This is a genomic window from Secundilactobacillus malefermentans (genome assembly GCF_008033155.1).
GTDB classification, from domain to species: domain Bacteria; phylum Bacillota; class Bacilli; order Lactobacillales; family Lactobacillaceae; genus Secundilactobacillus; species Secundilactobacillus malefermentans.
Genome location: NZ_CP042371.1, coordinates 247,670 through 274,203, shown reverse-complemented (window position 1 = coordinate 274,203; position 26,534 = coordinate 247,670). Strand labels below are relative to the sequence as shown.

The 26,534-nt window shown below is 38.7% G+C and carries 19 protein-coding genes; 14 read left to right on the top strand and 5 right to left on the bottom strand.

What is annotated here, in order from left to right; genetic code table 11:
- Window positions 1-50 precede the first annotated feature (50 nt).
- The 3 genes from tagD (at window position 51) to FGL90_RS01380 (ending at window position 3,439) form a co-directional block, all read left to right on the top strand.
- Window positions 51-461 carry a glycerol-3-phosphate cytidylyltransferase gene (gene tagD / locus FGL90_RS01390; protein ID WP_010619674.1) on the top strand — a complete coding sequence of 137 codons (411 nt, stop codon included), beginning with the start codon at window positions 51-53 and terminating at the stop codon, window positions 459-461.
- A 73-nt stretch (window positions 462-534) separates the two neighbouring features.
- A complete protein-coding gene (locus tag FGL90_RS01385; RefSeq protein ID WP_147656565.1) occupies window positions 535-1,401 on the top strand; it encodes a hypothetical protein in 867 nt (288 codons plus the stop codon).
- A 13-nt stretch (window positions 1,402-1,414) separates the two neighbouring features.
- The gene (locus FGL90_RS01380) at window positions 1,415-3,439 is read left to right on the top strand and encodes a CDP-glycerol glycerophosphotransferase family protein (protein ID WP_147656563.1); all 2,025 of its coding nucleotides are present in this window, start codon (window positions 1,415-1,417) and stop codon (window positions 3,437-3,439) included.
- 80 nt (window positions 3,440-3,519) lie between these two features.
- Here FGL90_RS01380 and FGL90_RS01375 read toward each other — a convergent pair whose 3' ends face one another.
- Window positions 3,520-3,948: a hypothetical protein gene (locus tag FGL90_RS01375; protein WP_147656562.1), complete on the bottom strand. Its 429-nt coding sequence runs from the start codon at window positions 3,946-3,948 to the stop codon at window positions 3,520-3,522.
- 224 nt (window positions 3,949-4,172) lie between these two features.
- Here FGL90_RS01375 and FGL90_RS01370 point away from each other — a divergent pair, with 224 nt between their 5' ends.
- The gene (locus FGL90_RS01370) at window positions 4,173-5,759 is read left to right on the top strand and encodes a peptide chain release factor 3 (protein ID WP_010619678.1); all 1,587 of its coding nucleotides are present in this window, start codon (window positions 4,173-4,175) and stop codon (window positions 5,757-5,759) included.
- 258 nt (window positions 5,760-6,017) lie between these two features.
- Here FGL90_RS01370 and FGL90_RS01365 read toward each other — a convergent pair whose 3' ends face one another.
- Entirely contained in the window at window positions 6,018-7,364 is a 1,347-nt protein-coding gene (locus FGL90_RS01365) for an FAD-dependent oxidoreductase (protein WP_147656561.1), read from the bottom strand.
- Window positions 7,365-7,585: 221 nt separating this feature from the next.
- On the opposite strand from FGL90_RS01365, the gene FGL90_RS01360 reads away from it, so the two are divergent.
- The 3 genes from FGL90_RS01360 to FGL90_RS01350 all read left to right on the top strand — a co-directional run bounded on the left by FGL90_RS01360 (window position 7,586) and on the right by FGL90_RS01350 (window position 13,057).
- On the top strand, window positions 7,586-9,013 hold the full coding sequence (locus tag FGL90_RS01360) for a C69 family dipeptidase (RefSeq protein ID WP_010619680.1): 1,428 nt from the start codon (window positions 7,586-7,588) through the stop codon (window positions 9,011-9,013).
- Window positions 9,014-9,204: 191 nt separating this feature from the next.
- Window positions 9,205-10,182 (top strand): ketopantoate reductase family protein, encoded by a 978-nt coding sequence (locus tag FGL90_RS01355; RefSeq protein WP_010619681.1) that lies wholly within the window; start codon window positions 9,205-9,207, stop codon window positions 10,180-10,182.
- A 214-nt stretch (window positions 10,183-10,396) separates the two neighbouring features.
- A complete protein-coding gene (locus FGL90_RS01350; protein ID WP_010619682.1) occupies window positions 10,397-13,057 on the top strand; it encodes a cation-translocating P-type ATPase in 2,661 nt (886 codons plus the stop codon).
- 35 nt (window positions 13,058-13,092) lie between these two features.
- On the opposite strand, the gene FGL90_RS01345 is transcribed toward FGL90_RS01350, so the two are convergent.
- From FGL90_RS01345 to FGL90_RS01335, 3 genes are all read right to left on the bottom strand, one after another.
- Window positions 13,093-14,184: a MucBP domain-containing protein gene (locus tag FGL90_RS01345; protein ID WP_010619683.1), complete on the bottom strand. Its 1,092-nt coding sequence runs from the start codon at window positions 14,182-14,184 to the stop codon at window positions 13,093-13,095.
- A 107-nt stretch (window positions 14,185-14,291) separates the two neighbouring features.
- Window positions 14,292-16,496: an ATP-dependent Clp protease ATP-binding subunit gene (locus tag FGL90_RS01340; protein ID WP_010619684.1), complete on the bottom strand. Its 2,205-nt coding sequence runs from the start codon at window positions 16,494-16,496 to the stop codon at window positions 14,292-14,294.
- Window positions 16,497-16,891: 395 nt separating this feature from the next.
- Complete coding sequence (locus tag FGL90_RS01335) at window positions 16,892-18,130, bottom strand: IS110 family RNA-guided transposase (protein WP_010620861.1); 1,239 nt, start codon at window positions 18,128-18,130, stop codon at window positions 16,892-16,894.
- 361 nt (window positions 18,131-18,491) lie between these two features.
- Between FGL90_RS01335 and FGL90_RS01330 the strand changes: the two genes are divergently transcribed.
- The 7 genes from FGL90_RS01330 (at window position 18,492) to FGL90_RS01300 (ending at window position 26,534) form a co-directional block, all read left to right on the top strand.
- Window positions 18,492-18,680, top strand: a complete 189-nt coding sequence (locus FGL90_RS01330; protein WP_010619685.1) for a hypothetical protein — start codon at window positions 18,492-18,494, stop codon at window positions 18,678-18,680.
- Between the two features lie 173 nt (window positions 18,681-18,853).
- Window positions 18,854-19,120: a phosphocarrier protein HPr gene (locus FGL90_RS01325; RefSeq protein ID WP_010619686.1), complete on the top strand. Its 267-nt coding sequence runs from the start codon at window positions 18,854-18,856 to the stop codon at window positions 19,118-19,120.
- Window positions 19,120-20,844: a phosphoenolpyruvate--protein phosphotransferase gene (gene ptsP, locus FGL90_RS01320; protein ID WP_147656560.1), complete on the top strand. Its 1,725-nt coding sequence runs from the start codon at window positions 19,120-19,122 to the stop codon at window positions 20,842-20,844. The genes FGL90_RS01325 and ptsP overlap by 1 nt, the downstream gene beginning before the upstream one ends.
- 245 nt (window positions 20,845-21,089) lie before the next feature.
- Entirely contained in the window at window positions 21,090-22,268 is a 1,179-nt protein-coding gene (locus FGL90_RS01315) for a glycosyltransferase family 4 protein (protein WP_010619688.1), read from the top strand.
- Between the two features lie 23 nt (window positions 22,269-22,291).
- Window positions 22,292-23,314: a glycosyltransferase family 4 protein gene (locus tag FGL90_RS01310; RefSeq protein WP_147656559.1), complete on the top strand. Its 1,023-nt coding sequence runs from the start codon at window positions 22,292-22,294 to the stop codon at window positions 23,312-23,314.
- Window positions 23,315-24,343: a lysylphosphatidylglycerol synthase transmembrane domain-containing protein gene (locus FGL90_RS01305; protein WP_010619690.1), complete on the top strand. Its 1,029-nt coding sequence runs from the start codon at window positions 23,315-23,317 to the stop codon at window positions 24,341-24,343.
- Between the two features lie 133 nt (window positions 24,344-24,476).
- A complete protein-coding gene (locus tag FGL90_RS01300; protein WP_147656558.1) occupies window positions 24,477-26,534 on the top strand; it encodes an LTA synthase family protein in 2,058 nt (685 codons plus the stop codon).

Sequence of the window (26,534 nt, the reverse complement as noted above, 5' to 3'; positions counted from 1 at the left end):
CAATTCATGATATAATAAGTGTATTAATTTATAATTAAGCAGGAGATAATATGAAAAAAGTAATTACTTATGGAACCTTTGATTTACTACACAAGGGCCACATTAGATTGCTCAAGCGCGCAAAAGCTCTTGGCGATCATTTGACAGTATGCGTTTCATCAGATGAATTCAACGCTGAAAAAGGGAAACGTGCTTATACTTCATACGAAGATCGCAAGTATATTTTGGAAGCAATTCGCTATGTTGATGAAGTAATTCCGGAAACTAACTGGGATCAAAAAATAAAGGACGTGCAAAAGTACGATATTGACACGTTCGTTATGGGTGATGACTGGGAAGGTAAATTTGATTTCTTGAAAGATTATTGTGAAGTTATTTATCTTCCAAGAACTGAAGGAATTTCAACGACTAAGATTAAGCAGGACCTAGGATTGCAAGATAAAAAAGACTGGAAAGAATAGAATAACTGAATGAACGCTTAATATCCCCAGTCACGGCTAGGGATATTTTATTATTTTCATGCGGAGGCAAATAATGAATCAAGCAGTATTTTTGATAACGTCCTTAAACGGTGTGCAAAAAAATCGGTTAAAAAGAAAAATTAAGCAATTATTGGATCGTAATTATGAAATTAAGGTTGTATTGGCACTTGTAAATATGTCTGGAACTCGTAAGGCACGAGAACTTTTCAATCAAGCCTTTAAAGAAAAGCAACTCGCTAAGATTAATGTTCAAGATTTAAGCGAAATATTTGCGTCCAAACCTGGAATTGCCCTACAAGGGGATGAAGTCGTGGTCGTTGATGAATCATTAACTAAGTTTGAGTTTAAGATGACTGATCAATTGACCGCTACTCGGTTTATTCAGACTGGAAATATTAAAGCTGAAAAAATAGTGAACGCAACGAATGGTCATTTGGTAAGAGTTACCCAATTTAACGAGAGCCATCAGCCTTTCCGTAGTGCTAACTATAATGCAGATGGAAAATTAATTAGTCTGAATTATTTTAATCAAGGACGATTAGAAGAAAGTCAGCTGCTAAACCAAAAGGGTGAAGTTACTTTCCAATTCATTGATCAAAGTTGCCAGCAACAATTGACTTATAGTTTAGGTAGCAGTTCAGTCATCAAGTTGCCTGCAGCGGTTCGTTTAACTAACGACAATGAGTCAAATAATAAAGTAGTGGATAGTCAGATGGAAATCGTTTCTCAATTTAGCCAGGAAGTTCGAGATTTCGAAGTGCTGGATAATGAGACATTTGAGCAATATCAAGACGTCTTTAAGTTTTACGTCATGGTGCTTAAGCAGTGTGCAGATTCTAATGCAGATTTTTATGTTGATATGGATGACAACATTAGACTAGCAACTTATTTATCAGAACAACTGATTTTTAATTATTAAGGAGCCGTTAATTGTGCGAGTAATACTTTCAGATTTACGTCAGTTAAAACAAGAACAAGAACTGGAATTTGAACTGATTGATGTGCCAAGCCCTCTTGAAAAGTTAACGGTAAATTTTCTTGAAAAGAGTAGCCTAGCATCAATTAATATACCGGTTACTAAAATGGACCAGGATAATATATTTAGGATAAAAATTAATCCAATAAAATTTGAATTTGAAAATAATGGTCAAAGTGAATTTAATTGGCAAATTTACCTAAGTTTCACCAATTCAGATAATGATTATATGATTCAGGTGGAAAGTGAATACCTGAGTGATCGCCATCAAACCTCACTAGAGAGTTATATTCAGGCGAGCGCCGATAGTGCAGAAATGGCAGTGTTAAATTTACATACCCATCAATCAAAGATGGCTTTCACGGCCAGTGCAGCCAATTTATCTGAAGATCAACTACAGATTACGGGTCATCGATTAATTGATGGAATTCCCTTGGAAAACATGAAAATGATTCTTCGCGGCAAAGATACAACTAGCCATATGGAGTACCCGATTGAAAAGAGTGGTCTTAAGGGCTTATTTATTGCGAGAATACCGCTGAAAGATATTCCATCTGATTCGATTCAAGAAATATATATTCAATTTAACTATGATGGTCAACTTTTAGAGCAACGAATCATGCTCGCAAAAACGCTGGCTGGTCAAAAGATTCAGGCTCAGCTTACCAAGGAACAGGTCTTGATGTTAGATAAGAGCTTAGATAACGGACTGTTAATTAAGAGCTTTCCCGCACCAACATTCAGCGAAAAATTAGCCACGATTCCGGAAAAGGCTGCTAATGGTGCACAAACGGGACGCGACCTCATGGAAAAAGTAAACTTGGTGCGCTTACGGAGATTATTTAAACGTGGACACCGGCCATTTGATCAATCTACTATTATTTTTGAAAGCTTTGGAGGGCGTCAGGTTAGTGATAGTCCATACGCAATCTATAAGCTATTTAAGGAATTATATCCTGGATTTAATTTCATCTGGTCGATTGATCGGAGTCAGAAGGCTTTCTGTAAAGAGAACGGAATTGCTTACATTATTCGACGAACCGCTAAATGGGTCCGCACATTGGAAAAAGCCCAATATTGGATTAGTAATGCCCGTTTTCCTTCGTGGGTAAGAAAGCCAAATTACCTGACTTATATTCAAACTTGGCATGGAACACCTCTGAAAAAATTAGGATTGGACATTGAAAATGTGTCGATGCCTGGTACGACAACGGCGAAGTATCACGTGAACTTTGTGAAGGAAGCAAATAGATGGGATGCATTGGTCTCACCTAATGATTATTCCACACGAATCTTTCGTTCGGCGTTTGGGTACAATAACCAAATCTTAAAAGTTGGATATCCTAGAAATGATGAATTAATTAATTCTTCAAAAGATGATGTCCGTGAATTGAAAATTAAGCTTGGGATACCGTTAGATAAAAAAGTTGTCATGTATGCCCCAACTTATCGTGATAACCAATTTGCTGCGAAGGGTAAATACACGTTTGAGCTACCATTTAGTTTGTCCGACTTTAAGAAAAAGTTCGGCGAAGATACGGTCTTGATTTTAAGAATGCACTACTTAATTTCGAACGCGTTAGACATTAGTGATTATCAGGATTTTGTTTATGATTACTCCAGTTATCCAAATATATCGGATTTGTATTTAGTTTCAGACATGCTGATTACAGATTATTCATCGGTATTCTTCGATTACGCCTATTTGAAACGACCAATTTTATTTTATCCGTATGATTATCACTTGTATAAGGATGAACTACGGGGCTTTTATCTTGATTACGAACGGGAGCTTCCTGGTCAGATTGCCCAAAATGAATCGGAACTTCTAGAAGGTATTCAATCTGGATTAGCAAATTCAGATATGGCTGAAAACAAGAAATTCATGAAGTTTTACAAACGCTTCTGTGCCATAAATGACGGATTAAGTTCACTTAAAGTTGTGAACTATGTAGTCCATCAAATTGAGAAAAATAGTTAATAAAAAAACCCTTGATAATGGCATAAAATCCATTATCAGGGGTTTTTCGGTGGGTCAAATTTTTAAAAAGTGTAATCTAGTTAATCTAATTTAGCATGACTTTTAATTTGATGGATTAAGATCTTTTGCTCATCTGGATTATCAGTTAGTTTTTGAACTAAGTCAGTTGAAAATTTTGTGTAGGATGTTTTTTTAGTTTGAAGGTTGCTTGATCTTTTAGCAGTCTTAGTCAGGGCTATCGTTGAAGCACTAAACTTACTGGCTTTTGCAAGATAGACAATATTATCTTCTGCTTGATTTTCCTTTTGCGAGCTATGGGAGTTCATTGCAATCTTCATATTTTTGACATAGCTAGTTACTTCGTAATAATCAGCTTTCTTAAGTGGAACGCCCGCGTATGATTTGAAGAAAGTAACCATAATGATAATTGAAATGAGCGAGATTAAAGCACCAATCATCATAAAACCGATAGGGCCAGTTTGGGAGGTGTGTTTTCGCTTCCGTATCAAAAAGCCCACCGCACCCACTGCAAGGATAAAAAGCCCTATTATTAAGATTGATTTTAAAATATAAATTTGAGTATTTGCAAAGATAATATCACCCGATTCGTTTTAATGTTTCTAGTTTAGCATAGGTCGTTAAAATATCAGCGAGAAAAGTACAGTTTGTGGTACAATACAAGCATTGTGATTGAATATCGAGTTTCGGTTTTGACCGAAAAAAGGAGACTAACATGAGTGAAGTTAAATTAGCAGACGCTGTGAACTCAAGAAGAACGTTTGCCATCATATCTCACCCTGATGCGGGGAAAACAACCATTACGGAACAATTATTGCTGTATGGAGGCGTTGTCCGAGAGGCGGGGACTGTTAAAGCCCGTAAAAGTGGCAACTTCGCTAAATCGGATTGGATGGAAATCGAGCAAAAACGTGGTATTTCTGTGACAAGTTCGGTCATGCAGTTTGACTATGAAGGCAAACGAATTAACATTTTGGATACACCAGGACATGAGGACTTTTCTGAAGATACCTACCGTACCTTAATGGCCGTGGACTCAGCTGTCATGGTTATTGATGCTGCTAAGGGAATTGAGCCCCAAACAAAGAAGCTTTTCCAAATATGTAAGATGCGAGGTATCCCGATTTTTACCTTTATGAATAAGATGGATCGTGATAGTCGCGAACCAATGGATTTGATTGGTGAATTAGAGGAAGTTTTGGGGATAGAAGCATACCCTATGAACTGGCCCATTGGGATGGGTAAAGAATTAAAGGGACTATATGATCGCTATAATCACCAAGTTACACTATTTAAATCTGGTGAGGGTGCAAATGCCGATTCAGATCATTTAGCCCTTGATGAAAATGGCGATTTAAGTGATGACGAAGAGCTAAAACAGGATTCTTGGTATCAAGACGCTCGCGATAATATGGAACTCATCGAAGACGCTGGGAATTCATTTGATGAAGATAAGATTATCTCTGGCGATCAAACACCAGTTTTCTTTGGGTCTGCGTTGGCGAACTTTGGCGTGAAAACGTTCCTCGAAATATACTTGAAGTATGCGCCACGACCGGCTGCCCATAGCACGCAAAATGATGGTGAAATTGAACCTACTGACGAAAACTTTTCAGGATTTGTCTTTAAAATTCAGGCGAACATGAATCCTAATCATCGAGATCGGATTGCATTTGTGAGAATTTGTTCTGGCAAGTTTACGCATGGGATGGACGTTACCTTAGAGCGAACGTCAAAAAAAATGAGACTTTCAAACGTCACTCAGTTTATGGCGGATACGCGTGAAAACGTCGATAGTGCAGTTGCCGGTGACATCATTGGTCTCTACGATACTGGAAATTACCAAATTGGCGATAGTATCTATACTGGCAAAAATGATGTTAAGTTTGATAAATTACCACAATTTACGCCGGAAATATTTGTCAGAGTTTCCGCAAAAAATGTGATGAAGCAAAAATCATTCCACAAAGGGATCCAACAGCTAGTTCAAGAAGGGGCGGTTCAGCTCTATACATCATACTCAACTGGTGATTATATCTTGGGAGCAGTTGGTCAACTTCAATTTGAAGTTTTCCAGTTTAGAATGAAAAATGAATACAATTCCGATGTTATTATGGAACCAATGGGTACCAAAAAGGCCCGATGGATAAATCCGGATCAACTTGATGAAAAGATGGGATCAAGTCGAAATATTTTGGTTAAAGATCGTAATGGAGATCCGTTATTCCTATTTGAAAATCGATTTGCTGAAAATTGGTTTAAGGATAAGTATCCGAACGTTGAGTTATCAGAAAAGTTGTAAAAGAAGGTGTGACAAAAGGTGGTTAGCTTCCGAGCGTAGCCTAGATTAACGAATAATCCCGTACCTGGATTGTTTGTTAATCGTAGTTAGGCGTAGGGAGTTGCGACTTACACTTGCCGATCTTTGGCTTAGTGCAATCGACAACGACACGAAGTTAGTGCCTTTTGGAGCCTGATTAGGAAAAGTAATAGTAAAAAGATGTGGCCGAGACAAAACTAATGTTTTGTCTCGGCCACTTTTTTGATTACCATGATGTTTTTAAGCATTCGTTGCTTTAGCAACAGCTTGCATTGCCACAGCGTTTACGTAGTTTAATGGTTGGTCATAGTTTGGTTGGAATAACATGTCGACCATTGATAAGTCTTCAATAGTCATCTTGTTTTGGATGGCAAGTGAAATGAGGTTGGCAGATTGAGCACAATCATATTCGCTATAGAAAGCACCACCTAGGACGACGTGAGTTTTAGGATCCCAAACTAAGCGCATGAGAATTGGGGTTGTTGAAAGCATGAACTCTGGACGATAATTTTGTTCGAGAGTTACACTATCAACCTCAACGCCACGAGCTTTTGCACCGCCGACAGTTAAGCCTGATGAAGCTAAGGTTTTACCAAAGAGGGCAACTGCTGATGAGGCTTGGGTGCCTAGATATTTAACAGTTGGTTTAACGATATTATGGCCAATTAAGATACCTTGTCGAACAGCGTTAGTGGCCAAAGGAATATAGTCATCCTTACCCGTTGGATTGTATTTAACAACTGATGAGTCGCCTGCTGCGAAGATGTCTGGATTAGAGGTTTGCATATATTCATCAGTGATAATTGCGCCGTTATCCAGCATATCTAGTTTGCCCTTCATTAATTCGGTCCGTGGACGGAATCCAGCTGAAAGGACAGCTAAATCAGCCGTGTAACTTCCCTTTGTAGTGGTGACCGTAATTTGATCGCCATCATTAGAGAATGATTTAACCATTTCGCCCATTGCTAAGGTAACACCGTTGTCGGTATAATCTTTAGCAACTCTGTCTGAAATTTCTGAATCAAAATTTTTAGCCAAAACGGTATCTAAGCCATCAATTAAGGTAACCTTCTTACCAGTTACAGCAAATTGTTCTGCAAGTTCAGCACCAATATAACCAGCACCAATCACAACTGCAGATTTAATGTTGTTTGAAGCAGCCTTAATAGATTTAGCATCCGCAAAGTTTTTGCAAAGCTTTACCTTGTCATTATCTTTAACACCTTCAATAGGTGGAATGACAGGGGTAGAACCAGTGGTGATGACTAACTTATCGTAGCTTTCAGTACTAGTTTCATCACTAACTAAATCTTTGACTTCGAGTGTTTTGGCATCTGTATCAACACTCAAAACATCGTGTTGCATCTTCATGCTTGCGCCAAGTGAAGTAAGTGCTTCTGGAGATGAATAGAACATTTTATCTGGATCTGAAACGTGATCGCCGACCCAAAGGGCAATCCCGCAGGAAAGAAACGAGAGATTATCATTTCTTTCATATACAGTGACATCAAAGTCAGGGTGTTCCGTTAAAATTTGTTGTGTTGCAAATGTTCCGGCATGCGTACAGCCAATAACAATAACCTTCATGATATTGCCTCCCAAATATAGATACTCTAAAGATTGTAATAAAAATCACAAGTAGGAATAAACTAATTGCCTACAATTTTATTTTAAACGATATAGCATAAATGTCAACGCTTTCATTTTCGATATCATGAGAATTTCCGGTCTTTTATTAATGGGGGATCTAAATATTCTTTGTGAAAGGTGTAAAATGAAACTATCTAAATTTTTGAGGAGTCCTAATTATGAAAAAGAAACATTTATCAGCTTGTACATCCGTTTTAGTCGGGAAAAAAGCGTCGATTGACGGATCCACTTTGATTGCCCGAAATGATGATACATTTTTGCCACTAACGCCACAACGATTCTACGTTCATGAGGCTGTCAGTGATCGTCATGAGACCCTAGTTTCCAATCAAAATGGGTTCACGGCTGAATTACCTGAAAATGGTTATCGTTACATGGCAACGCCAAACGTTAACATCGATAAAGAGGGCGTGTACGATGAGAGCGGTTTTAACGAGCATAACGTTGCAATGAGTGCGACTGAAAGTGTCTACGGAAACGCTAAATCACTCGCTTATGATCCGCTCGTTAAAAATGGATTGGCTGAAGATTCACTTCAGACGATGGTTTTACCTTTTATTGATTCTGCAGCGGAGGGCGTAGACTATCTTGGTAATTTAATTGCAAAGTTTGGCTCTCCTGAAGGAAACGGGGTTCTTTTTAGTGATAAGGACGAAGTTTGGTATATGGAAATTGTAACGGGACACCACTGGGTTGCCCAACGAATCCCTGATGATGCATACGTGATTACTGCAAATCAAGTTGCCATTCAAAACGTTGACTTTGATGATGCCATCAATTTTAAGTTTTCAGAAGGTATCCAGGAATTTGTTAAGAAAAATCACCTAAATCCTGATGCAAAGGGCTGGAATTTCCGCCATATTTTTGGCACAAGTAATGAAAAAGACCGCCATTACAATACACCTAGAGTATGGTTTGGCCAACGTTACTTAAATCCAGAAATCGAACAGGAACCAGATTCGAATGAATTACCATTTATTTGCCATACAGATAAAAAGATTAGTGTTGAGGATATTGAGTATATCTTAAGCTCTCACTATAATGAAACGGACTATGATCCATTAGGAAATGGTCCAGAGGAATTGAAGACGAAGTTCCGACCAATTTCAATGAATCGGACGCAAAACTCACACGTGTTACAAATTAGAAATGATGTACCGGAAGCACAATCAGCTATTTTCTGGTTGAACTTTGGCGTTCCGGCATTTAGTCCATACGTTCCCTTTTACGCAAATGCAACGGATACAGATGTTAGTTACCAAACTACTCCGGTTAAAATGGATGGTAAGAGTGCTTACTGGACGTACCGAAAGTTATCAGCGGTGGTGGAATCTCATTACCAACAATTTATTGAATCAGACACCGATTTTGTGACAGCAGCGAAGGAACGATTCCGAACTCATATTGCTGATGCAGATCGAGAAGCCAGTTCACTTAGTGGAGAAAAATTGACTGCTTTCTTAACTCGTCAGAACCATGAAATTGCGACGGAAATGAATGAGAAAACAACGCAATTTACCTATGACTTACTTTCAGAGAGCCTGAATCTTTCAAAACTAACCTTTAATATGGATATTAATCTTTAAACATCAAAGCCTATCTTTCGAGATAGGTTTTTTTGATACCTTCAATATTATTAAAATATGATTATAAATTAATTTGACTTCTCACATTTTTAGGCTTAAATTATTACCTAACTTGATTGGAAATTTTAGATATTAAAGGATCCAATTTAAGGCATACATAATTAGGTCAAATGATAAGGAGAGACATACATATGAAATTTACGGTTGTTGGTTCAGGCGCAATGGGATTGCGTTATGGCGTTTTACTACAAGAGGCAGGAAATCAGGTTGATTTTGTGGATACCTGGGAACCGCATGTCGAAAAGATGCGTGAGCAGGGTGGCGTTTACGTTTCACGTGATCATCAAGATCGGGAATTAGTACCCGTTAATGTCTATTATCCGGAAGAATATAAGGGAGATCCCGATTGCTACATTTTTTTCACGAAGCAAATGCAACTAGCGGACGTTTTGAAACGGTGTCACGCATTTTTTAAGCCAACTCAATACGCTTTTACCTGCATGAATGGGATGGGACACGTAGAAAAATTACTTAACTACTTTGCGCCAGAGAAACTAATTGCCGGAACAGCCTTGGTTGCGACCGTATTAAACGGGCCAGGCGATGTCGATTTCATCGGTGCGCGCGGTGCCGGAACAATGAATTTAGCGAATTATACTGAAAAACCTGATGATTTCACGCATAAATTGGTGACTGAATTAGAAAAAGCACAGTTTAATCCGACGTTGACGACAAACTTTAAAGGAACATTGATGGCAAAGGTCGTTTTTAATTCAGTTGTGAACACGTTATGTACCATGTTTGAAATGACAATGGGCGAATATGCTGCGTACAAAGGTGCAGATGATATGAGTCGACAATTAATTAATGAAGCATATGATGTTTGTGAACGAGCCGGTGTCAAGATGATTAATACACGTCAAGAAGAATTAGACAGCGTTAATTATGTTAGTAAAGTTGCTAATCCACTGCACTATCCCTCAATGTATCAGGATATGCATAATTATCGCCCAACGGAAGTTGATTTCATTAATGGCTACCTCGTTAAATTAGGAAAAGAAAATGACTATGCTGCACGAACTCACGCATTTTTAACGCATGAAGTGCATTTGGCCGAATTACAAAAGCAAAAAGAGTTAAAGACGAATCAGGCAAAGCAAGAGGCCTGAATGATATCGAAGAGACTTCACATCGCTGATGGGAAGTCTTTTTGTTTGTCCAAATTGTGAATTATATTAGATTTATTTTATGGTAACGATAATTAATAGTTGTTAAAAAGTGGATTTTCCTTTAGAATGATAGTTAGAGGAATTAACGAAACTATATCAATAAGCGAGTTTGATTATTGATCCCTAACAGAGTACCAAGAAAGGACTGTCAGAGATGAAGATGACCAATACCCAGCTACCCATAGAAGAAATTGTACAGAACTATTCGACGAATCAAACTAGCGGCTTAAACGACGCCGAGGTTGTTCGTCGACAGGAAGAAAACGGAAAAAATGTTTTAACAGAGGCGAAGAAGCCCAATATTTTTCAGCAAATTGGTCGACATATTTCCGACATCGCGTCACTTGTTTTACTGTTTGCAGTTGTTTTATCAATTTATTTAGCATTAACAACTGATAGCGGTTGGACAAAGCCAATTGTGATTGGAAGTATTTTAGTTCTTAACGTTATGATTGGCATGTATCAGGAACATAGTGCAGAGCAGGCCTTATCTGCGTTAAAGAAACTCAGTGTGCATGAAGTTCAAGTGTTGAGAAATGGCCAAAAAATAATGCTTGATGCAACAGAATTAGTGGTCGGAGACGTTATTTTACTTGAACCAGGAAGTCAGGTTCCTGCGGATGCGCGCCTTATTACGGCAAGTAACCTTTCAATAGACGAAGCAATTCTAACGGGTGAAAGTTTGCCTGTGGATAAGATTTCAGAGCCGTTACGAGAAGAACCCGAAGAAATTGGAGATTATCAAAATATTGTTTTCTCGGGAACTGCTGTTACCCAAGGAAATGCGACGGCTGTGGTTACCGAAATTGGTATGCAGACTGAGTTAGGATCCATTGCTGGCATGTTGAATCAAACAAAGGTCAAGCAAACACCGCTTCAAAATCGATTGAACCGATTGGTCAGCTCTTTATCTGGAGTTGCCATTGCGGGAGGAATCATTATTTTTCTTCTAGGGATGTTTCTTCATGGTGACCCACTAGCAAGTAGCCTAATGATTGGCGTTTCACTTGCGGTTGCAGCCGTACCGGAAACGTTACCAATTATCGTCACAATTAGTCTTGCCCATGGTGTCAAAAAAATGGCAAAACGAAATGCGATTATGCGTCGGGTTAGTGCGGTTGAAACAATTGGAAATGTTAACGTCATTGCCTCTGACAAGACTGGAACCCTTACCCAAAATAAAATGACGATTACTAAATTGTGGGTAAACGAAGGTGGTCTTACAGCGGTCAATGAAGTCGATGTATTAGATGATCATCAAGCCAAACTTTTAAAAATGTTTGGACTCGCGACAAATGCTCAAATTACCAAGGATGAAAATGATTTGGCGCTTGAAATCGGGGATTCAACTGAATTAGCAATCGTTAGATTACTACACAAATTTGGAATGTCCCGAAATTCTTTGGAAAATGATTCGCCGAGGTTGGCTGAAGATCCATTTGATTCAACAAAGAAAACAATGGCAACTTTACAAAAGCTACCAAATAATAAAAGCTTACTCATTGTCAAAGGTGCCTTTGACCGGTTACCGATTAATCGAGATACGGCTGAATATGCGGAGGCACTTAAAAATCACGATGCTTTTGGTCGTGAAGCCTTACGAGTACTAGCAGTTGGATATAAAGTTTTTGATGGTGTTCCAACTGAATCGATTGAGAACTTACAGGATGAAGTAGACTTATTAGGTTTAGTAGGGATGATTGATCCACCTAGAGAAGAAGTAATAGCTGCAATTAGTGAAGCGCATGGCGCTGGAATAAAAACCGTCATGATTACGGGAGATCATTTAGAAACTGCGAAAGCAATTGCTAAAAAAATTGGGATCTTAAATGCTGGTGATAGCGTCCTAACGGGTACGGAATTACGAAAGCTATCGGATGAGCAGCTAATGGACCAAATTGAGGGGACAACGGTATTCGCTAGAGTATCACCTGAAGATAAAATTCGGATTGTGACCGCTTGGCAGGAGCAAGGTGCCGTTGTGGCCATGACTGGAGATGGCGTGAACGATGCGCCCGCACTGAAGGCCGCAAACGTGGGGATCGCAATGGGAATTACGGGTACCGAAGTTTCTAAGGGAGCCGCTGATATGGTGCTAACGGATGATAACTTTGCCACCATTGTTGCTGCGGTTTCAGAAGGACGAACAGTCTATCAAAATATATTGAAAGCAGTTGAATTTTTAATTGGGGTTAACTTTGCCCAACTGTTCCTTATGATCTTTTCCGTGGCAATCGGGTGGGGCGCGCCACTAATTGCTGAGCAGCTATTATTAATTAACGTGCTTGCTGACGGGATTCCAGGCTTCTACCTAAGTCGTGAACCAGGCGAAAAGTCCGTTATGAAACAAAAGCCAATTACTCAGTTAACGAGTATATTTGCAAATGGATTAGGAACGCGCGTTGCGATTAGAGCCGTCACGTTTACTATTTTAACCCTTAGTATTTACGCGTTTGGTCGTTTTGGGATGTCAAATGGTGGCGCAGCTATAGGAATGACAATGCTCTTCTTAGTTCTAGCCTTGGGGTCAATGATTGATATCTACGCAATTAAAACGAGAGAAAGTCTCAGAGTTGCGAGTTTTAAATCAAACCCAACGTTGAACATGGGGATGACCATTGCGGTTGTGCTAGTTCTGGCAGTTGCAATTTTACCGCCACTCCAAAATCTATTTGAGTTAGTTTCATTACCACCAATGGCTTGGTTGATTGTCGTTGTAACGATGTTTATTCCAACGATTGTGCTAGAAATTAATAAACGTCTGCAAAATCGAAATAGGGTTGATAACGAATATCAAGCTATTACAGAAGATTAAAAAATAAGGATCGCGGCGATTACTCGCCACGGTCCTTATTTTGTGAGTTTGATGTACTTTTCTGAAATAATGCCATTATTGTCTAGTCGATACCAAAGCAGTTTCTGCTCATCACGGAGTTGCTCAATGATCTTTACCTTGGTTCCATGTGCTAGTTTGCCGATAATTTGGCCGTATGGTTGATCATAGTAATTAACGGATTCATTTTGCACAAAATCTATTGAGGCATCAAGTTGAGTCGCAACAGCATGAAATGAGTGAAGCTTCGTATCTAATGCAGGTTGCATTGGTTGGGTCCTGATAATTGTCCAATTACTTGTTAGCCATTGCGGACCACCAAGGTTATACCAAGTAGTGCCATCAACTTTGACAATTTCTCGAAAGACTCGCCAAATTGAATTTTTCGGGAAAGTGTAGGTTTGTTGGTCTCCATCAGGTTCATTAAAAATTGTTTTTTGTTTATTGAGTTTGATATAAATACCAACTTCTTGAACAGTTTGCCAATCTTGCTGACGATAAAACGCGAATACTGCTTGAACTTGTTGGTTAAAGGCGCCAATCATTTGTCCCTGAACGCGAATTAGTTTATAGTGATTAATTTTTGTTGGTTCAATACTGAATGGCTCATTTAGAAGTCCTTCATGGTAATCAGGAGGGGCCAAAAGATTATTCGTGTCATAGTCTATTGCGTAACTAATGACAGGCTTACCATGTTGTTTGCTAAACCGTAGGGTCATGATGGCATATTCGGATGGAAAATTGGCCGTATAGCCGTCAATTCCGGTCATTGAATAGTTGTCGATCTGTTGGACTTGAAAGTTAATTGGATTACCAATCTGACCGCCAATAACTTGGGGCTGAAGAAGCATTTTATGACGTTCATCAAGATACAGAATGACGAGCAATGAATCTGGTCTTTCATGGGTTTCTAGAACTGAATTTACCGATTCTTCTGTAGAATTATCTGAATTTTTCGGTCGATTTATTTTGGAAGTGGTCGTTGGAGCAGGTGAGCTCACTCTGTTCTTGATAATTGGATGATGTTTCGGTCTATGTTTGGATTGATAGCTGTGTGATTTATTTTGATTAGGTGTCAGGATACTCTTAATCCAGTTCCATAATGGCAACAAGCTCACCTCCGTTCTATCTTTTGTAATAGTCACAGTATACCGCATTTACGGGGGGTTCGTGAAGATAACAAAAACCCCAAGTCAATTTGACTTGGGGTTTTGTCTTATTCTTCAGTAGTTGTTGCCGTCTCGATGATAATGTCACCATTACTCATTTTGGCGGTAAGGTTCTTCGTGTCCGAATGATCAAGATAGTAATCTGCAATTCGATCTTCAATCTGTTCCTGAATGACACGTCGGAGTGGACGGGCACCCATAGAAGGATCATAGCCTAATTCAACTAATTTTTCCTCCACTGGGGTGGTTACATGAACGTGGATATCTTGTTGTGCAAGCATTCCGTTCACGTTATTAATCATCAAATCAACAATCTTCATCAAGTTTTCTTTGCTGAGAGAGTTAAATTCAATAATATCGTCAAACCGGTTTAAAAATTCAGGCTTAAAGTAGTTGGTTAGTTGATTCAAAACAGAATGAGTTTTTCCGGTTGATGCAGCACCAAAACCAACGTTAGCTTCAGCGTCACCAGATCCGGCATTTGACGTCATGATGATTATCGTATCCTTGAAGGAAACGGTACGACCTTGTGAATCAGTCAATCGACCATCATCCAGAATTTGTAGGAACATGTGCATAACGTCTGGATGAGCCTTTTCAACTTCGTCAAGAAGTACCAAACTATAAGGATGACGCCGAACCTGTTCCGTTAATTGACCAGCTTCTTCGTATCCAACATAGCCAGGTGGGGACCCGATTAATTTAGAAATTGAATGGGGTTCCATGTATTCAGACATGTCAAAACGAATCATTGAATCTTCCGAGCCAAACAATTCATTTGCTAACTGTTTAGCAAGCTCGGTTTTTCCAACACCGGTAGGACCGACAAACAGGAATGAACCAATTGGACGGCCAGTCCCGTTTAGCCCAATTCGGTTTCTACGAATGGCCCGAGCAACTTTATCTACCGCTTCATTTTGACCAATGACGTGAGATTCCAAATCAGAGCTGAGATCTTTCAACTGTTGTTGTTCTTTAGATTGCAATTCGCCAACTGGAATATCCGTTTTCTCTTCAACAATCTTCTGCATATCTTCTTCAGTAACCTTAGGAACGCCACCAGCAGACTCAGTTGATTGACTATCCTTCGCTTTTTCAAGTTTCGTGACTTGATCACGATAATAAGCTGCTTTTTCATAATCTTCCTGCTTTAAGGCGTTTTGCTTTTGAGCTTCGGCATCCTTAACCTTTTGCTCAATATCCTTGGGATCAACCACATTAATCGTTAGGTTCTTTTTTGAACCGGACTCGTCAAGTAGGTCAATTGCCTTATCAGGTAAGAATCGATCTTGAATATAGCGGTCGGAAAGTTTGACTGCTGCTTCAATTGATTCATCAGTGTAATGAACATGGTGATAATCTTCATACTTCTTTTGAATACCCTTTAAAATTTTGATAGCTTCTTCGGGGGAAGGTTCATCAACTGTAACTGGCTGCAGCCGTCTAGCAAGTGCTTGATCTTTTTCAATATCTCTGTATTCATTTAAAGTTGTTGCACCAACTAGTTGGAATTCGCCGCGGGCAAGGGCGGGTTTCAAAACGTTACCTGCATCCATGCCGCCCTCAGCATTTCCAGCTCCGACAATTTCGTGAATTTCATCAATGAAGAGAATGACGTCAGAATTTTCTTGGACTTCCTTCATTAACTGTTGCATTCGCTGCTCAAACTGACCTCGAATTCCGGTTCCTTGAACAAGCGAAACAACATCTAAGCGAATAATTTGTTTGTTAATTAGTTTTTGTGGAACGGCGCCTTCAACGATTTTTTCCGCGAGGCCTTCAACAACCGCTGTTTTACCAACACCGGCTTCACCGATGAGAACGGGATTGTTTTTGGTTCTACGATTTAAAATTTCAATGACCCGACTAATTTCCTTATCTCGACCAATGACAGGATCAATTTTTCCATTTTTAGCCATTTCAGTTAAATTCGTTCCAAATTGACCAAGTAGGGTACCACCGTTTTGACCGCCGTTTCCTCGACTGGCTTGGGTAGGCGGAACCTGTTGCTGAAAATTAGATTGGTTGGAATTTGGTTGAGATCCGCCTTGCATTGCGCGGAAGATATCGTCTAAGTTACCGAATCCAAATGGATCTTGTGCCATTTGACTACCTCCATTTTCAATATTTCCTTGTTGGTTTTTAAGAAGCTGATAACAGTTCTGACATAAATCGACCTGTTGCCTTTGACCATTCACATTAACAAATAGATGAATGGTTGCTTCACGTTCGTGACAGTTCTGACAGAGCATTTTTAAGCTCCTTTCTGGTTCACACCAAAAGTAGGATTGAAGGTCTTGAAAAAGTTTGACCTTCTTTGACCTTTATTTTTATTATACCCGTTTCGAGTTAGAGTGCAACTTTTAGAACTCAATAAGTTAGCCCGTTAATCGGAACTTTTTGGAACTAGCAGTCAAACACAAGCACTGCTAATTACGTTTAGTTTTACTTCAATCTGTCCCATAATGCAACTATTTAATCTTCAGATGAGTTTTCTACTATAAATAGGGTAAAATAGCCTTGTGGTAATAAGTCAAGAAGGTGATAAGCCTGAAAGCCCGTAAAATTTGTTAATTTAGAGCATATCTACCCCAGCCCGCTGAAAGTAAGAATTTCACCGAGCTACGCTCGTTTCCGTTATCGTCATTTATTCAGCTATACCAGTTTCTGGTGGTACGTAAAGTTGATTATTTCGAATTAGAACGTCTACTAATCTAACCAACTTACGTGCTGTTAAAACGGCAGCTCGTTTGTGACGATACTTAGGAACCTCTTTATATTTTTTTTGATAGTAACGTTGGAATGTTGGATCGTAACGTCTTACTGAGTTGGCAGCTTCAACTAAGTAGTAACGTAGATATTGGTTACCCTTACGGGTACGAGGAGTGGATTGCCGGATACTAGTTCCTGATTCATGTGGCATCCAAGCTAAGCCAGCATATTTAGCAATGTGACTTTCATTTGGAAAACGAGTTATTTGACCAATTTCGGATACAATACCCGCCGCAAATACGGCACCGATTCCAGGAATACTAGTGAGACATTTGATTTCGGTAATTTGCACTGAAAGTTGTTGAATTGATTTATCGAGCTTTGTAATTTGTGCTTGAAGTGTACGAATAATTTCAGCATAAACCGCCAGAATTGAATCTACTGATTCAGTAACTGCTTTAGATAGTCGATAGGAAGACCGAACGGCCTTCTTAATGGCTTTAGCTACTTCTTCTGGATTACCAAATTTACCATGACCTAGCTGTTGTAATTTAACAGCTAACTGATCTAGTGGCATTGCAGCAGCTTCATCTAGACTTAGTTCTTCATCAGTAATTAAAGACATCATCGTCGAACCAAAAACAGATGTGGGTAGTGTTTGATCTAAGGTATTGCAGCGATAGTAGAGATTATTTAAAAATTGATTTTTAGCATCTACTAGTTGATGAATAAGATGATACCGTTCCCTGGTTAAGCGTTGTAATGCCATATATTTTTCCTGACGCACAACTGATGTTCCCAATGGTTTCACACGAATTAATTCGGCTAACTGTTTTGCATCTACCTCGTCGGTTTTACCATCATCAAACAATTCACTAAAATGATGAGAAGTGTAAGGATTAATGGTAATAACCTCGAGCTGATTTTTTTGTAACTCTTGGTCTTCAGACAGAAACGTAGTTGGATGAAAATTATAGACAGAAGTTGCCTCCATACCAACGATTACCTTTTGGTAATCCGATAATTTGGTTTCTGCAAGAATAGCTTGTTTGATTTGAGAAGCACCGTTTAAATCATTACTTGCCTCATCCTGAAATAGGCATTGGTCATCTGAGTTAATTGCACAATAACTTAGATTAAGTTTACCAACGTCAATACCAATAAATAAGTTCATGGGATAGGACCTCCTTTCACTTTTATTTGATTGAATAAGCTTAGGTGCTGCATGATGTTCCCTAATTACAATTCTACGGGCATCCTCGCAATATAAGTAGACTAGACAGAAACTAATTTAGCTGCGTTTTCACGCGAGTGAAAACAAATCAATTCAGTCACTACAGCTTGTGGTTTGCGGTTGTTCGAATTGCCTGGGCGGCATGCTATTAAAGCAGATTAAACTGCAGGAGGAATTAAGCCTATACCAGTTGGACCTAAATCCAATGAACAACTAGAGAATATCACGCAACATCTAAACATTGAACAAAAAACTAAAAGATATTAATTTTAATAATACGAGGAGGAAGAGAGGTGATAAGATGGCGAGGGATTATGTTGCACTGCTAGAACAGCTTAGAAATGGTCAGATTGAAGATTTTGAGGTAGAGCCGGATGAATTTATGGCGTTTCATGATGCCTATCTTGCGGCAGATGATCGTAAAAAAATTGTTGGCAAGGCTCAATTAGGCGGTAAAGTTCAATATATTTACGATAGAGAAGAAAAGTAGAACTAGCCATAATGAAAGCGTTTAATGAAATGCTTGTATTTTTAGGCAAGAATTGCTATTCTTAAAGTTAAAGGCACGGAAATTCAAGGGTTTCTTAGCGTTTTCACAATTGTGGCTAGGCTTGAAATAGGTGTCTAAATAAATCAGATAAAATTTAAGGAGATCGATTAATTATGGAAAAACGCGATTTTCACGTAACTGCAGAAACAGGTATCCACGCACGTCCAGCAACACTTTTGGTTCAATCAGCAAGTAAGTTCAATTCAGAAGTTACCTTACAATATGGCGACAAATCAGTTAATTTGAAGTCTATTATGGGTGTTATGTCATTAGGTGTTGGTCAAAATACCGACATTACTATTTCAGCTGAAGGTGACGACGAGAAAGATGCCATCGAAGCTATTTCAGAAACCATGAAAAAAGAAGGCTTATCTGAATAATGAAAAAGGTACTAAAAGGAATTGCTGCCAGTGATGGTATTGCAATTGCGAAAGCTTATCGATTGGTAGATCCTGATCTATCATTTAGTAAGCAAACGATCACTGATGTTGATGGTGAAGTGCAGAAGATGCAAGACGCAATGGATGCTTCAAAGGCTGAGCTTGAAATCATTAAGAGCAAAGCTAAAGAAACTTTAGGCGAAGAAGAAGCTGAAGTTTTTGAAGCACATATTACAATTCTTTCTGATCCAGAAATGATTGGTGCAATTAACAAAGAAATTAGTGATCAAAAGGTTAATGGAGAACAAGCATTAACTGATGTAACTGACCAGTATATTTCAATGTTTGAAGCAATGACTGATAATGCCTACATGCAAGAACGAGCCGGGGATGTCCGCGATGTTCGTAAACGTGTGCTATCTCATTTGCTTGGTGTCGAACTTCCAAATCCAGCTTTAATTAACCGACCAGTTATTGTTGTCTCACATGATTTAACACCAAGTGATACAGCACAATTAGATCGAAAATACGTTAAGGGCTTTATTACGGATATCGGGGGCCGGACATCACATTCAGCCATTATGTCTCGCACACTAGAAATACCAGCCGTTGTTGGGTCAGGAGATGCAACCAAGACCATCAATGAAGACGATGTTGTCATCGTTAATGGTTTGGACGGCGAAGCTTTGGTGGATCCTACTGATGAAGAAATTGCTAAGTATGAAAAGAAGGAACAAGATTACTTAAAGCAAAAAGACGAGTGGGAGAAGCTTAAGACTGCTGAGACGCTTTCAAAGGATGGTGTGCATCACACCATTGCTGCAAATATTGGAACACCTCAAGATATTCAGGCTGTTCTTGATAATGGAGCCGAAGGGATTGGCTTATTCCGAAGTGAGTTCCTCTATATGAATTCTGCGGAACTGCCAACTGAAGATGAACAATTTGAGGCATATAAATCTGCTGTTTCAAAGCTAGATAATAAACCAGTTGTTGTTCGAACAATGGATGTTGGTGGCGACAAGAAGCTTCCATATTTACCACTTCCTGCTGAAATGAACCCATTTATGGGCTATCGAGCAATCAGAATTAGTTTGGATCGCGATGATATTTTCAGAACGCAGTTGCGCGCATTGTTGCGAGCTTCTAATTTTGGAAACTTATGGATTATGTTCCCTATGATTGCAACGCTGGATGAATTCCGTGCAGCTAAGGCTATCTATAACGAAGAACGTCAAAAGCTGATTGATGCAGGTCAAAAAGTTGGCGACATTAAGTTGGGAATCATGATTGAAATCCCTGCAGCAGCTGTTCTTGCAGATCAGTTTGCTAAAGAAGTGGACTTCATGAGTATCGGAACGAACGATTTGATTGGTTACTCTATGGCTGCGGATCGTACGAATGAACGAGTCTCTTATTTGTACCAACCTTATAACCCTGCTATTCTTCGGCTAATTAAGCACGTTGTTGACTCTGCCCACAAAGAGGGTAAGGTTGCTGCAATGTGTGGTGAAATGGCTGGAGATCAAATTGCAGTTCCATTATTACTTGGAATGGGATTGGATGAATTCTCAATGAGTGCAACTTCAATTTTGAAAACACGTTCGCTGTTCAAGGAACTTGATTCAAAGAAGGCTGCAAAATTAGTTGAGAAAGCATTACAAGCTCAAACAAATGATGAAGTTAAAAACATGGTAGAAGAAGCCATGGATAGTTTAAAATGATTTTTAATAAATAAATCGTATTTAGGAGAGTCGAGACTATTTTGTCTTGGCTCTTTTTTATTGAATCTTTATAATTACTAGCAATCCCAAGTAGACACGGTTTGATAATTAAGATTTGGATGAATGTCTCGTAAACGTTGAAACATGTTTGCAATGAAAAAGGCAAACCAATATAATTAAAGCAATTGAATTGAATCGAGATATTAACTAATCAAGTAAGCAGCAAGACTTAGGAGGGAATCAACGTGAACATAGGGTTATTTACGGATACTTACTTTCCTCAAGTGAGTGGCGTTGCTACTTCAATTAAGACTTTGAGAGATGAATTGGAAAAGCAAGGCAACCAAGTATATATATTTACCACAACGGATCCACACGTCGATAAGGATACGTACGAGCGGAACATATTTCGATTTCCGAGTATCCCATTTGTTTCATTTACAGATCGCAGAATAGCAGTTCGGGGACTGTTTCATGCATACGAAATTGCGAAAGAACTAAATTTAGATATTATTCATACTCAAACTGAGTTCTCGATGGGCTGGATTGGAAAATTTGTCGCAAGAAATTTAGAGATACCATGTATTCATACCTACCACACGATGTATGAGGATTATTTGCATTACGTTGCGAAGGGGAAACTACTGAAACCCGTTCATGTTAAACAAATGACATTAGCGTTTTGCTATCATATGACGGGGATTGTTGCGCCAAGTGAACGAGTACTTGATACATTGACGTCTTATGGCGTAAAAACACCCATTCGAATTATACCGACAGGGGTTGACTTACATAAATTTGAGCAACCAGATTCTGAAAACTTGAGGAAACAATTGGGGTACCAGCCAGAGACACCAGTTATTTTATCGTTAAGCCGGCTTGCATTTGAAAAAAATATTGCAGCGGTTATTGATGGCATGCCAGAAATCCTGAGCACTGTTCCTAATGCACAACTATTGATTGTTGGGGATGGCCCCGCAAAAGAGGCGTTGGAGGATCAGGTTAAACAGCTAAACCTTCAGGAGAATGTAAAATTTACTGGAGAAATTGATAATAACAAGGTGTTCCACTATTACCATATGGCCAATGTTTTTCTGTCTGCCTCAGATTCTGAGTCACAGGGATTAACGTACATTGAAGCGTTAGCGGCTGGATTGAAAACGGTCGTTAAAAGAAGCCCTTACACAGAAGAGTTGCTAACTGATCGAGCCTTAGGGGCTAATTTTGATAAGCCTGAAGAAATGGTGTCGTTAGTCACAGACTATTTAATAAATGATAAAAAATATGAAAATCAGGAAATTTTGGATAAGCGGCTTTCAGAGATATCATCGGATACTTTTGGTCAAAACATCATTGAATTCTATCAAGATGCAAGATTGTCATACGAAGATGTACATGAAAGCTCAGAAGGAATTAGTGATTAATAGTAGATGGGGAGACTCTGGAAATGCTAAAAATTAATATGTTTTCAACAGCTGATAAGGTTAAGGGACAGGGGGTTGGAAGTGCTTATCTTGAACTAGTCAAGTTACTTTCTAACCGTGCAAAAAATAAGTTATCTGTTGAAATAAATAAATATCGTAAAGCTGATATTAGTCATTACCATACAATCAACTTTCCTTTTTTTCTGTCTACTTTTTTTTCGTTTTTAGGAAGAAAAATAGGATATGTGCATTTTTTACCGGAAACGCTTGAAGGAAGTCTGAAAATACCGCAGCCGTTTCGATCAATCTTTTATCACTACGTCATTGCGTTTTATAAGCGGATGGATCACTTAGTGGTTGTAAATCCTACTTTTATTCCAAAATTAGAGGCGTATGGAATCAAAAAAGAGGATATAACCTACATTCCCAATTTTGTTAGTCGTACAGAATTTTATGAATCCAGCGCTGAAGAAAAAAAGAAGTTACGCTTGAAGTATGGATATACAAAGAAATTTATTGTTTTGGGTGTTGGTCAAATACAGGAGCGAAAGGGTCTTTTCGACTTTATTGAATTAGCCAAGCGACTACCTAACATACAATTTATTTGGGCGGGGGGATTCTCATTTGGTCGCATCACGGATGGGTATTCTGAACTAAAAAAAGTTGTCGATAATCCACCGGAAAATCTTAGTTTCCCTGGAATTGTAGATCGAAACAAGTTAGTTGATTACTATAATTTAAGCGATGTTTTTCTTTTACCATCCTATAGTGAGCTATTTCCAATGTCCATTTTGGAATCATTTAGCACCGGAACCCCAGTTCTATTACGAGATTTAGATCTGTATCCAGCGATAATTGAAGACGACTACGTTCCAGCAAAAGATGTTAACGAAATGTTTGATAAGTTGGTTGAGTTAGAGAGCTCACCAGAAATGATTACTCATTTTCAGGAAGTTGCAAGAAGTGCTGCTGCCTATTATTCGGAAGATCGACTTGTAAAAATATGGGAAGATTTCTACCGGGAACAAGCCAAAGAGGGTAAATAAGTGACTAGAAGAAATAAAATCGTTGTAGCCATTATGTTTTTGTTTGGTCTTTTGGTCATTGGGCTATCGCTAAGAGATGTCGACTTTAAAACGCTGATGCATGATTTAGTCAACATTAGCCCATACTGGATGTTCGTTGCAGTAATCTGTATTTGTCTATACATTGGAATTGAAGGTTATATTGTAAAGGTGTTTATGGACGACCGATTAGAAGGGTTTACCTTTAAAGACGCTTTACGAATTCCGATGATAGAACAGCTATTTAATGGCATTACTCCTTTCTCATCGGGTGGACAACCTGCTCAATTATTTGCGATGCTCCAAACTGGTGTGGATGGCGGTCGTGCTAGTTCTGTTTTATTGATGAAGTTTGTTGTTTTCCAAGGCCTAATTGTTATTAATTTTTTAATTAGCTTGATTATTGGGTTCCATTACTTAGCATCAAAGCTGAGCTACTTGTCGCTATTTGTTATTTTGGGATTCTTAATTCACTTGGCAGTCATAATTGGACTACTATTAATTATGTATTGGCCATCGTTTACAAAAAGGTTAATCCGAATTCTCCTTGTTCCGGTTAAATGGTTTTCAAAGGATGACAAATATCAGGAACAACAGAAAAAATTTGATAGTAAAATTGATACCTTTTATCTAGAAAGTGTGAGAATTGCCCACCGTTGGCCGTTGCTTTTAAAGGTAATTGGGCTCACTTTTCTCCAACTGTTCTTCTACTATTTAATTCCATACTTCATTATGCTTGCGTTAGGTTACTCGCAGGTAAATATCTTAATGGTAACAAGTTTGCACGTGCTCATCGTGATGGTCATATCGTTGTTTCCGATTCCTGGTGGTGCAGGGGGAGCAGAATTCAGCTTTGAGGCGCTATTTGCGAGTTTCATACCTAGTCATAGCAAATTAGTTTTGGCTATGATACTATGGCGGCTGCTGACTTATTATTTTGGAATGATATCTGGATTAGTTGCCATGTGGATTAAGCCAAATAAGGTTCAGGAAAATAACTCGGACAAATGATCGAATGTGAACTGTGGAAAGCAGGCCTTACTTCAGGATAGTTTGAAGTTTTGCTGAAGAATTCTGTTAGAAATTGATAATTTCTGAATTTCAGATATAATTTAGCTTGTTAATATTATGCGGAGGCTCGAATATGTCGAACTTTTTTAAAAAGGTATTAGGAAAAAGGAACTCCATATGGGGATTTTTCTTTCTAACTATTGTTCTATTTTGGATTAAAACCTATATTGTTTATCAAACTGAATTTACGTTGGGCGCTAAAGGAAGTGTTCAAGAGTTTTTGTTACTCATAAATCCAATTCCTGCAGGCTTACTGATATTTGGAATTGCTTTATACTTCCGTGGACGCTTGGCCTATTGGCTGATGATGATTATCAGCTTTTTGGAGTCAACCTGGATTTTTGCAAATATCGTTTACTATCGAGAATTCTCGGATTTTCTTTCTGTCGGTATTATAAAAGGATCTGGGGATGTATCGAATAATTTGAGTAAGAGTCTTAGTGAAATCATTCATCCGAGTGACTTTGCAGTCTATTTAGACGTCATTCTCTTAATCTTGTTGTTAGTTTTTAAGGTGATCAAGATTGATAAGCGACCATTGAAACGCAGATATGCCTTCACAATGACTGTGGTGTCGTTAGGTTTAATAGGTGCCGAGTTTGGGATGGCTAATGCTGATCGATCTGGTTTATTGACTCGGACATTTGATAATAATTACATTGTTAAGTACCTTGGTTTAAATGAGTTTGCTGCGTTTAGTGCCTATCAATCGCAAAAAGAGAGTTCTACAAGAGCTAATGCAAGTTCAAGCGATATGCGTAGTGTCTTGAAATTCTTAAAAAAGAACCGCGCTTCTGCAAATACCGAATATTATGGTACGGAGAAGGGCAAAAACGTGTTTGTTATTCATTTGGAAAGCTTTCAGCAGTTTTTAATTGATTATAAGGTGGATGGTAAGACAGTTACGCCTAATTTAAACAAGTTTTTCCATAACAAGAATACGTTGAGTTTTGACAACTTCTACAATCAAGTGGGCCAAGGGAAAACTTCCGATGCCGAAATGATGCTTGAGAACTCTTTATTTGGTTTATCTCAGGGGTCAGCAATGACCACCTATGGAACTCAGAATACATTCCAGGCCGCACCGTCAATTTTAGATCAAAATGGATATACGACGGCGGCGTTTCACGGCGATGTCCCTAGTTTTTGGAATAGGGATAACACTTATAAATCATGGGGATATGACTACTTTTTCAGTTCTAGCTACTATAAGCAAAAGGCAGAATATAATGTAGGCTATGGAATGAAGGATAAGATATTCTTTGACCAGTCTGCAAAATACCTGCAGCAATTACCACAGCCTTTCTATGCTAAATTAATCACGCTTACTAATCATTACCCATATGAAATTGGGAAAGAGGATACAGATTTTCCAGAAACTAAGACGGGCGACAAGACTGTTGACTCATATGCACAGACTGCCCACTATTTGGATCAATCGTTTGGTGAATTAATTAGCTACCTTAAAAAGGCGGGCTTATATAAGAACAGTATGTTCGTTTTATATGGTGACCATTACGGTATTTCAAACAATCACCGACCAGCAATTGCAAAATTACTCGGAAAAAGTAAGATTACTAGCTATGATTTAGCTCAATTCCAGAAAGTACCATTTATGATTCATGCAGATGGACTAAAGGGCGGCGTCAATCATACGTACGGTGGTGAAATTGATGTTCTACCGACGTTGCTAGACTTATTAGGCATAAAAAATACCACTACTGTTCAATTCGGAAATGACTTACTCTCTAAAAATCGGAAACAACTCGTTGCATTTAGAAATGGTAATTTTGTCAGTCCGAAGTATACGAAAGTTGGGACAACGGTTTATGATACGAAGACAGGAGACGAATTAAAGCTTACAAAGCAGCAAAAGGCTGACGTCTCTGCCTTACAAAACCATGTGACAACTGAGCTATCACTGTCGGATCGTGTAATTTATGGCGATTTGCTCAGGTTCTATGAACCAGATGGCTTTGAAAAGACTAATAAGAAAAAGTATAACTATAAGTTGGAAAACGGCTTAGATCAATTGAAGAAAGCACAGAAAAAAGAGCCGACAAGTGCACAAGCTAAGAACAAGGGGAAAGTAACAGCTGAGTACAAGACTGATGCCCCCGAACTTAAATGA

Coding starts and splice junctions, on each gene's coding strand:
- tagD (WP_010619674.1), top strand. CDS start 51: ATGAAAAAAGTAATTACTTATGGAACCTTTGATTTACTACACAAGGGC.
- FGL90_RS01385 (WP_147656565.1), top strand. CDS start 535: ATGAATCAAGCAGTATTTTTGATAACGTCCTTAAACGGTGTGCAAAAA.
- FGL90_RS01370 (WP_010619678.1), top strand. CDS start 4,173: ATGAGTGAAGTTAAATTAGCAGACGCTGTGAACTCAAGAAGAACGTTT.
- FGL90_RS01365 (WP_147656561.1), bottom strand. CDS start 7,364: ATGAAGGTTATTGTTATTGGCTGTACGCATGCCGGAACATTTGCAACA.
- FGL90_RS01360 (WP_010619680.1), top strand. CDS start 7,586: ATGAAAAAGAAACATTTATCAGCTTGTACATCCGTTTTAGTCGGGAAA.
- FGL90_RS01355 (WP_010619681.1), top strand. CDS start 9,205: ATGAAATTTACGGTTGTTGGTTCAGGCGCAATGGGATTGCGTTATGGC.
- FGL90_RS01350 (WP_010619682.1), top strand. CDS start 10,397: ATGAAGATGACCAATACCCAGCTACCCATAGAAGAAATTGTACAGAAC.
- FGL90_RS01340 (WP_010619684.1), bottom strand. CDS start 16,496: ATGCTCTGTCAGAACTGTCACGAACGTGAAGCAACCATTCATCTATTT.
- FGL90_RS01335 (WP_010620861.1), bottom strand. CDS start 18,130: ATGAACTTATTTATTGGTATTGACGTTGGTAAACTTAATCTAAGTTAT.
- FGL90_RS01330 (WP_010619685.1), top strand. CDS start 18,492: ATGGCGAGGGATTATGTTGCACTGCTAGAACAGCTTAGAAATGGTCAG.
- FGL90_RS01325 (WP_010619686.1), top strand. CDS start 18,854: ATGGAAAAACGCGATTTTCACGTAACTGCAGAAACAGGTATCCACGCA.
- ptsP (WP_147656560.1), top strand. CDS start 19,120: ATGAAAAAGGTACTAAAAGGAATTGCTGCCAGTGATGGTATTGCAATT.
- FGL90_RS01310 (WP_147656559.1), top strand. CDS start 22,292: ATGCTAAAAATTAATATGTTTTCAACAGCTGATAAGGTTAAGGGACAG.
- FGL90_RS01300 (WP_147656558.1), top strand. CDS start 24,477: ATGTCGAACTTTTTTAAAAAGGTATTAGGAAAAAGGAACTCCATATGG.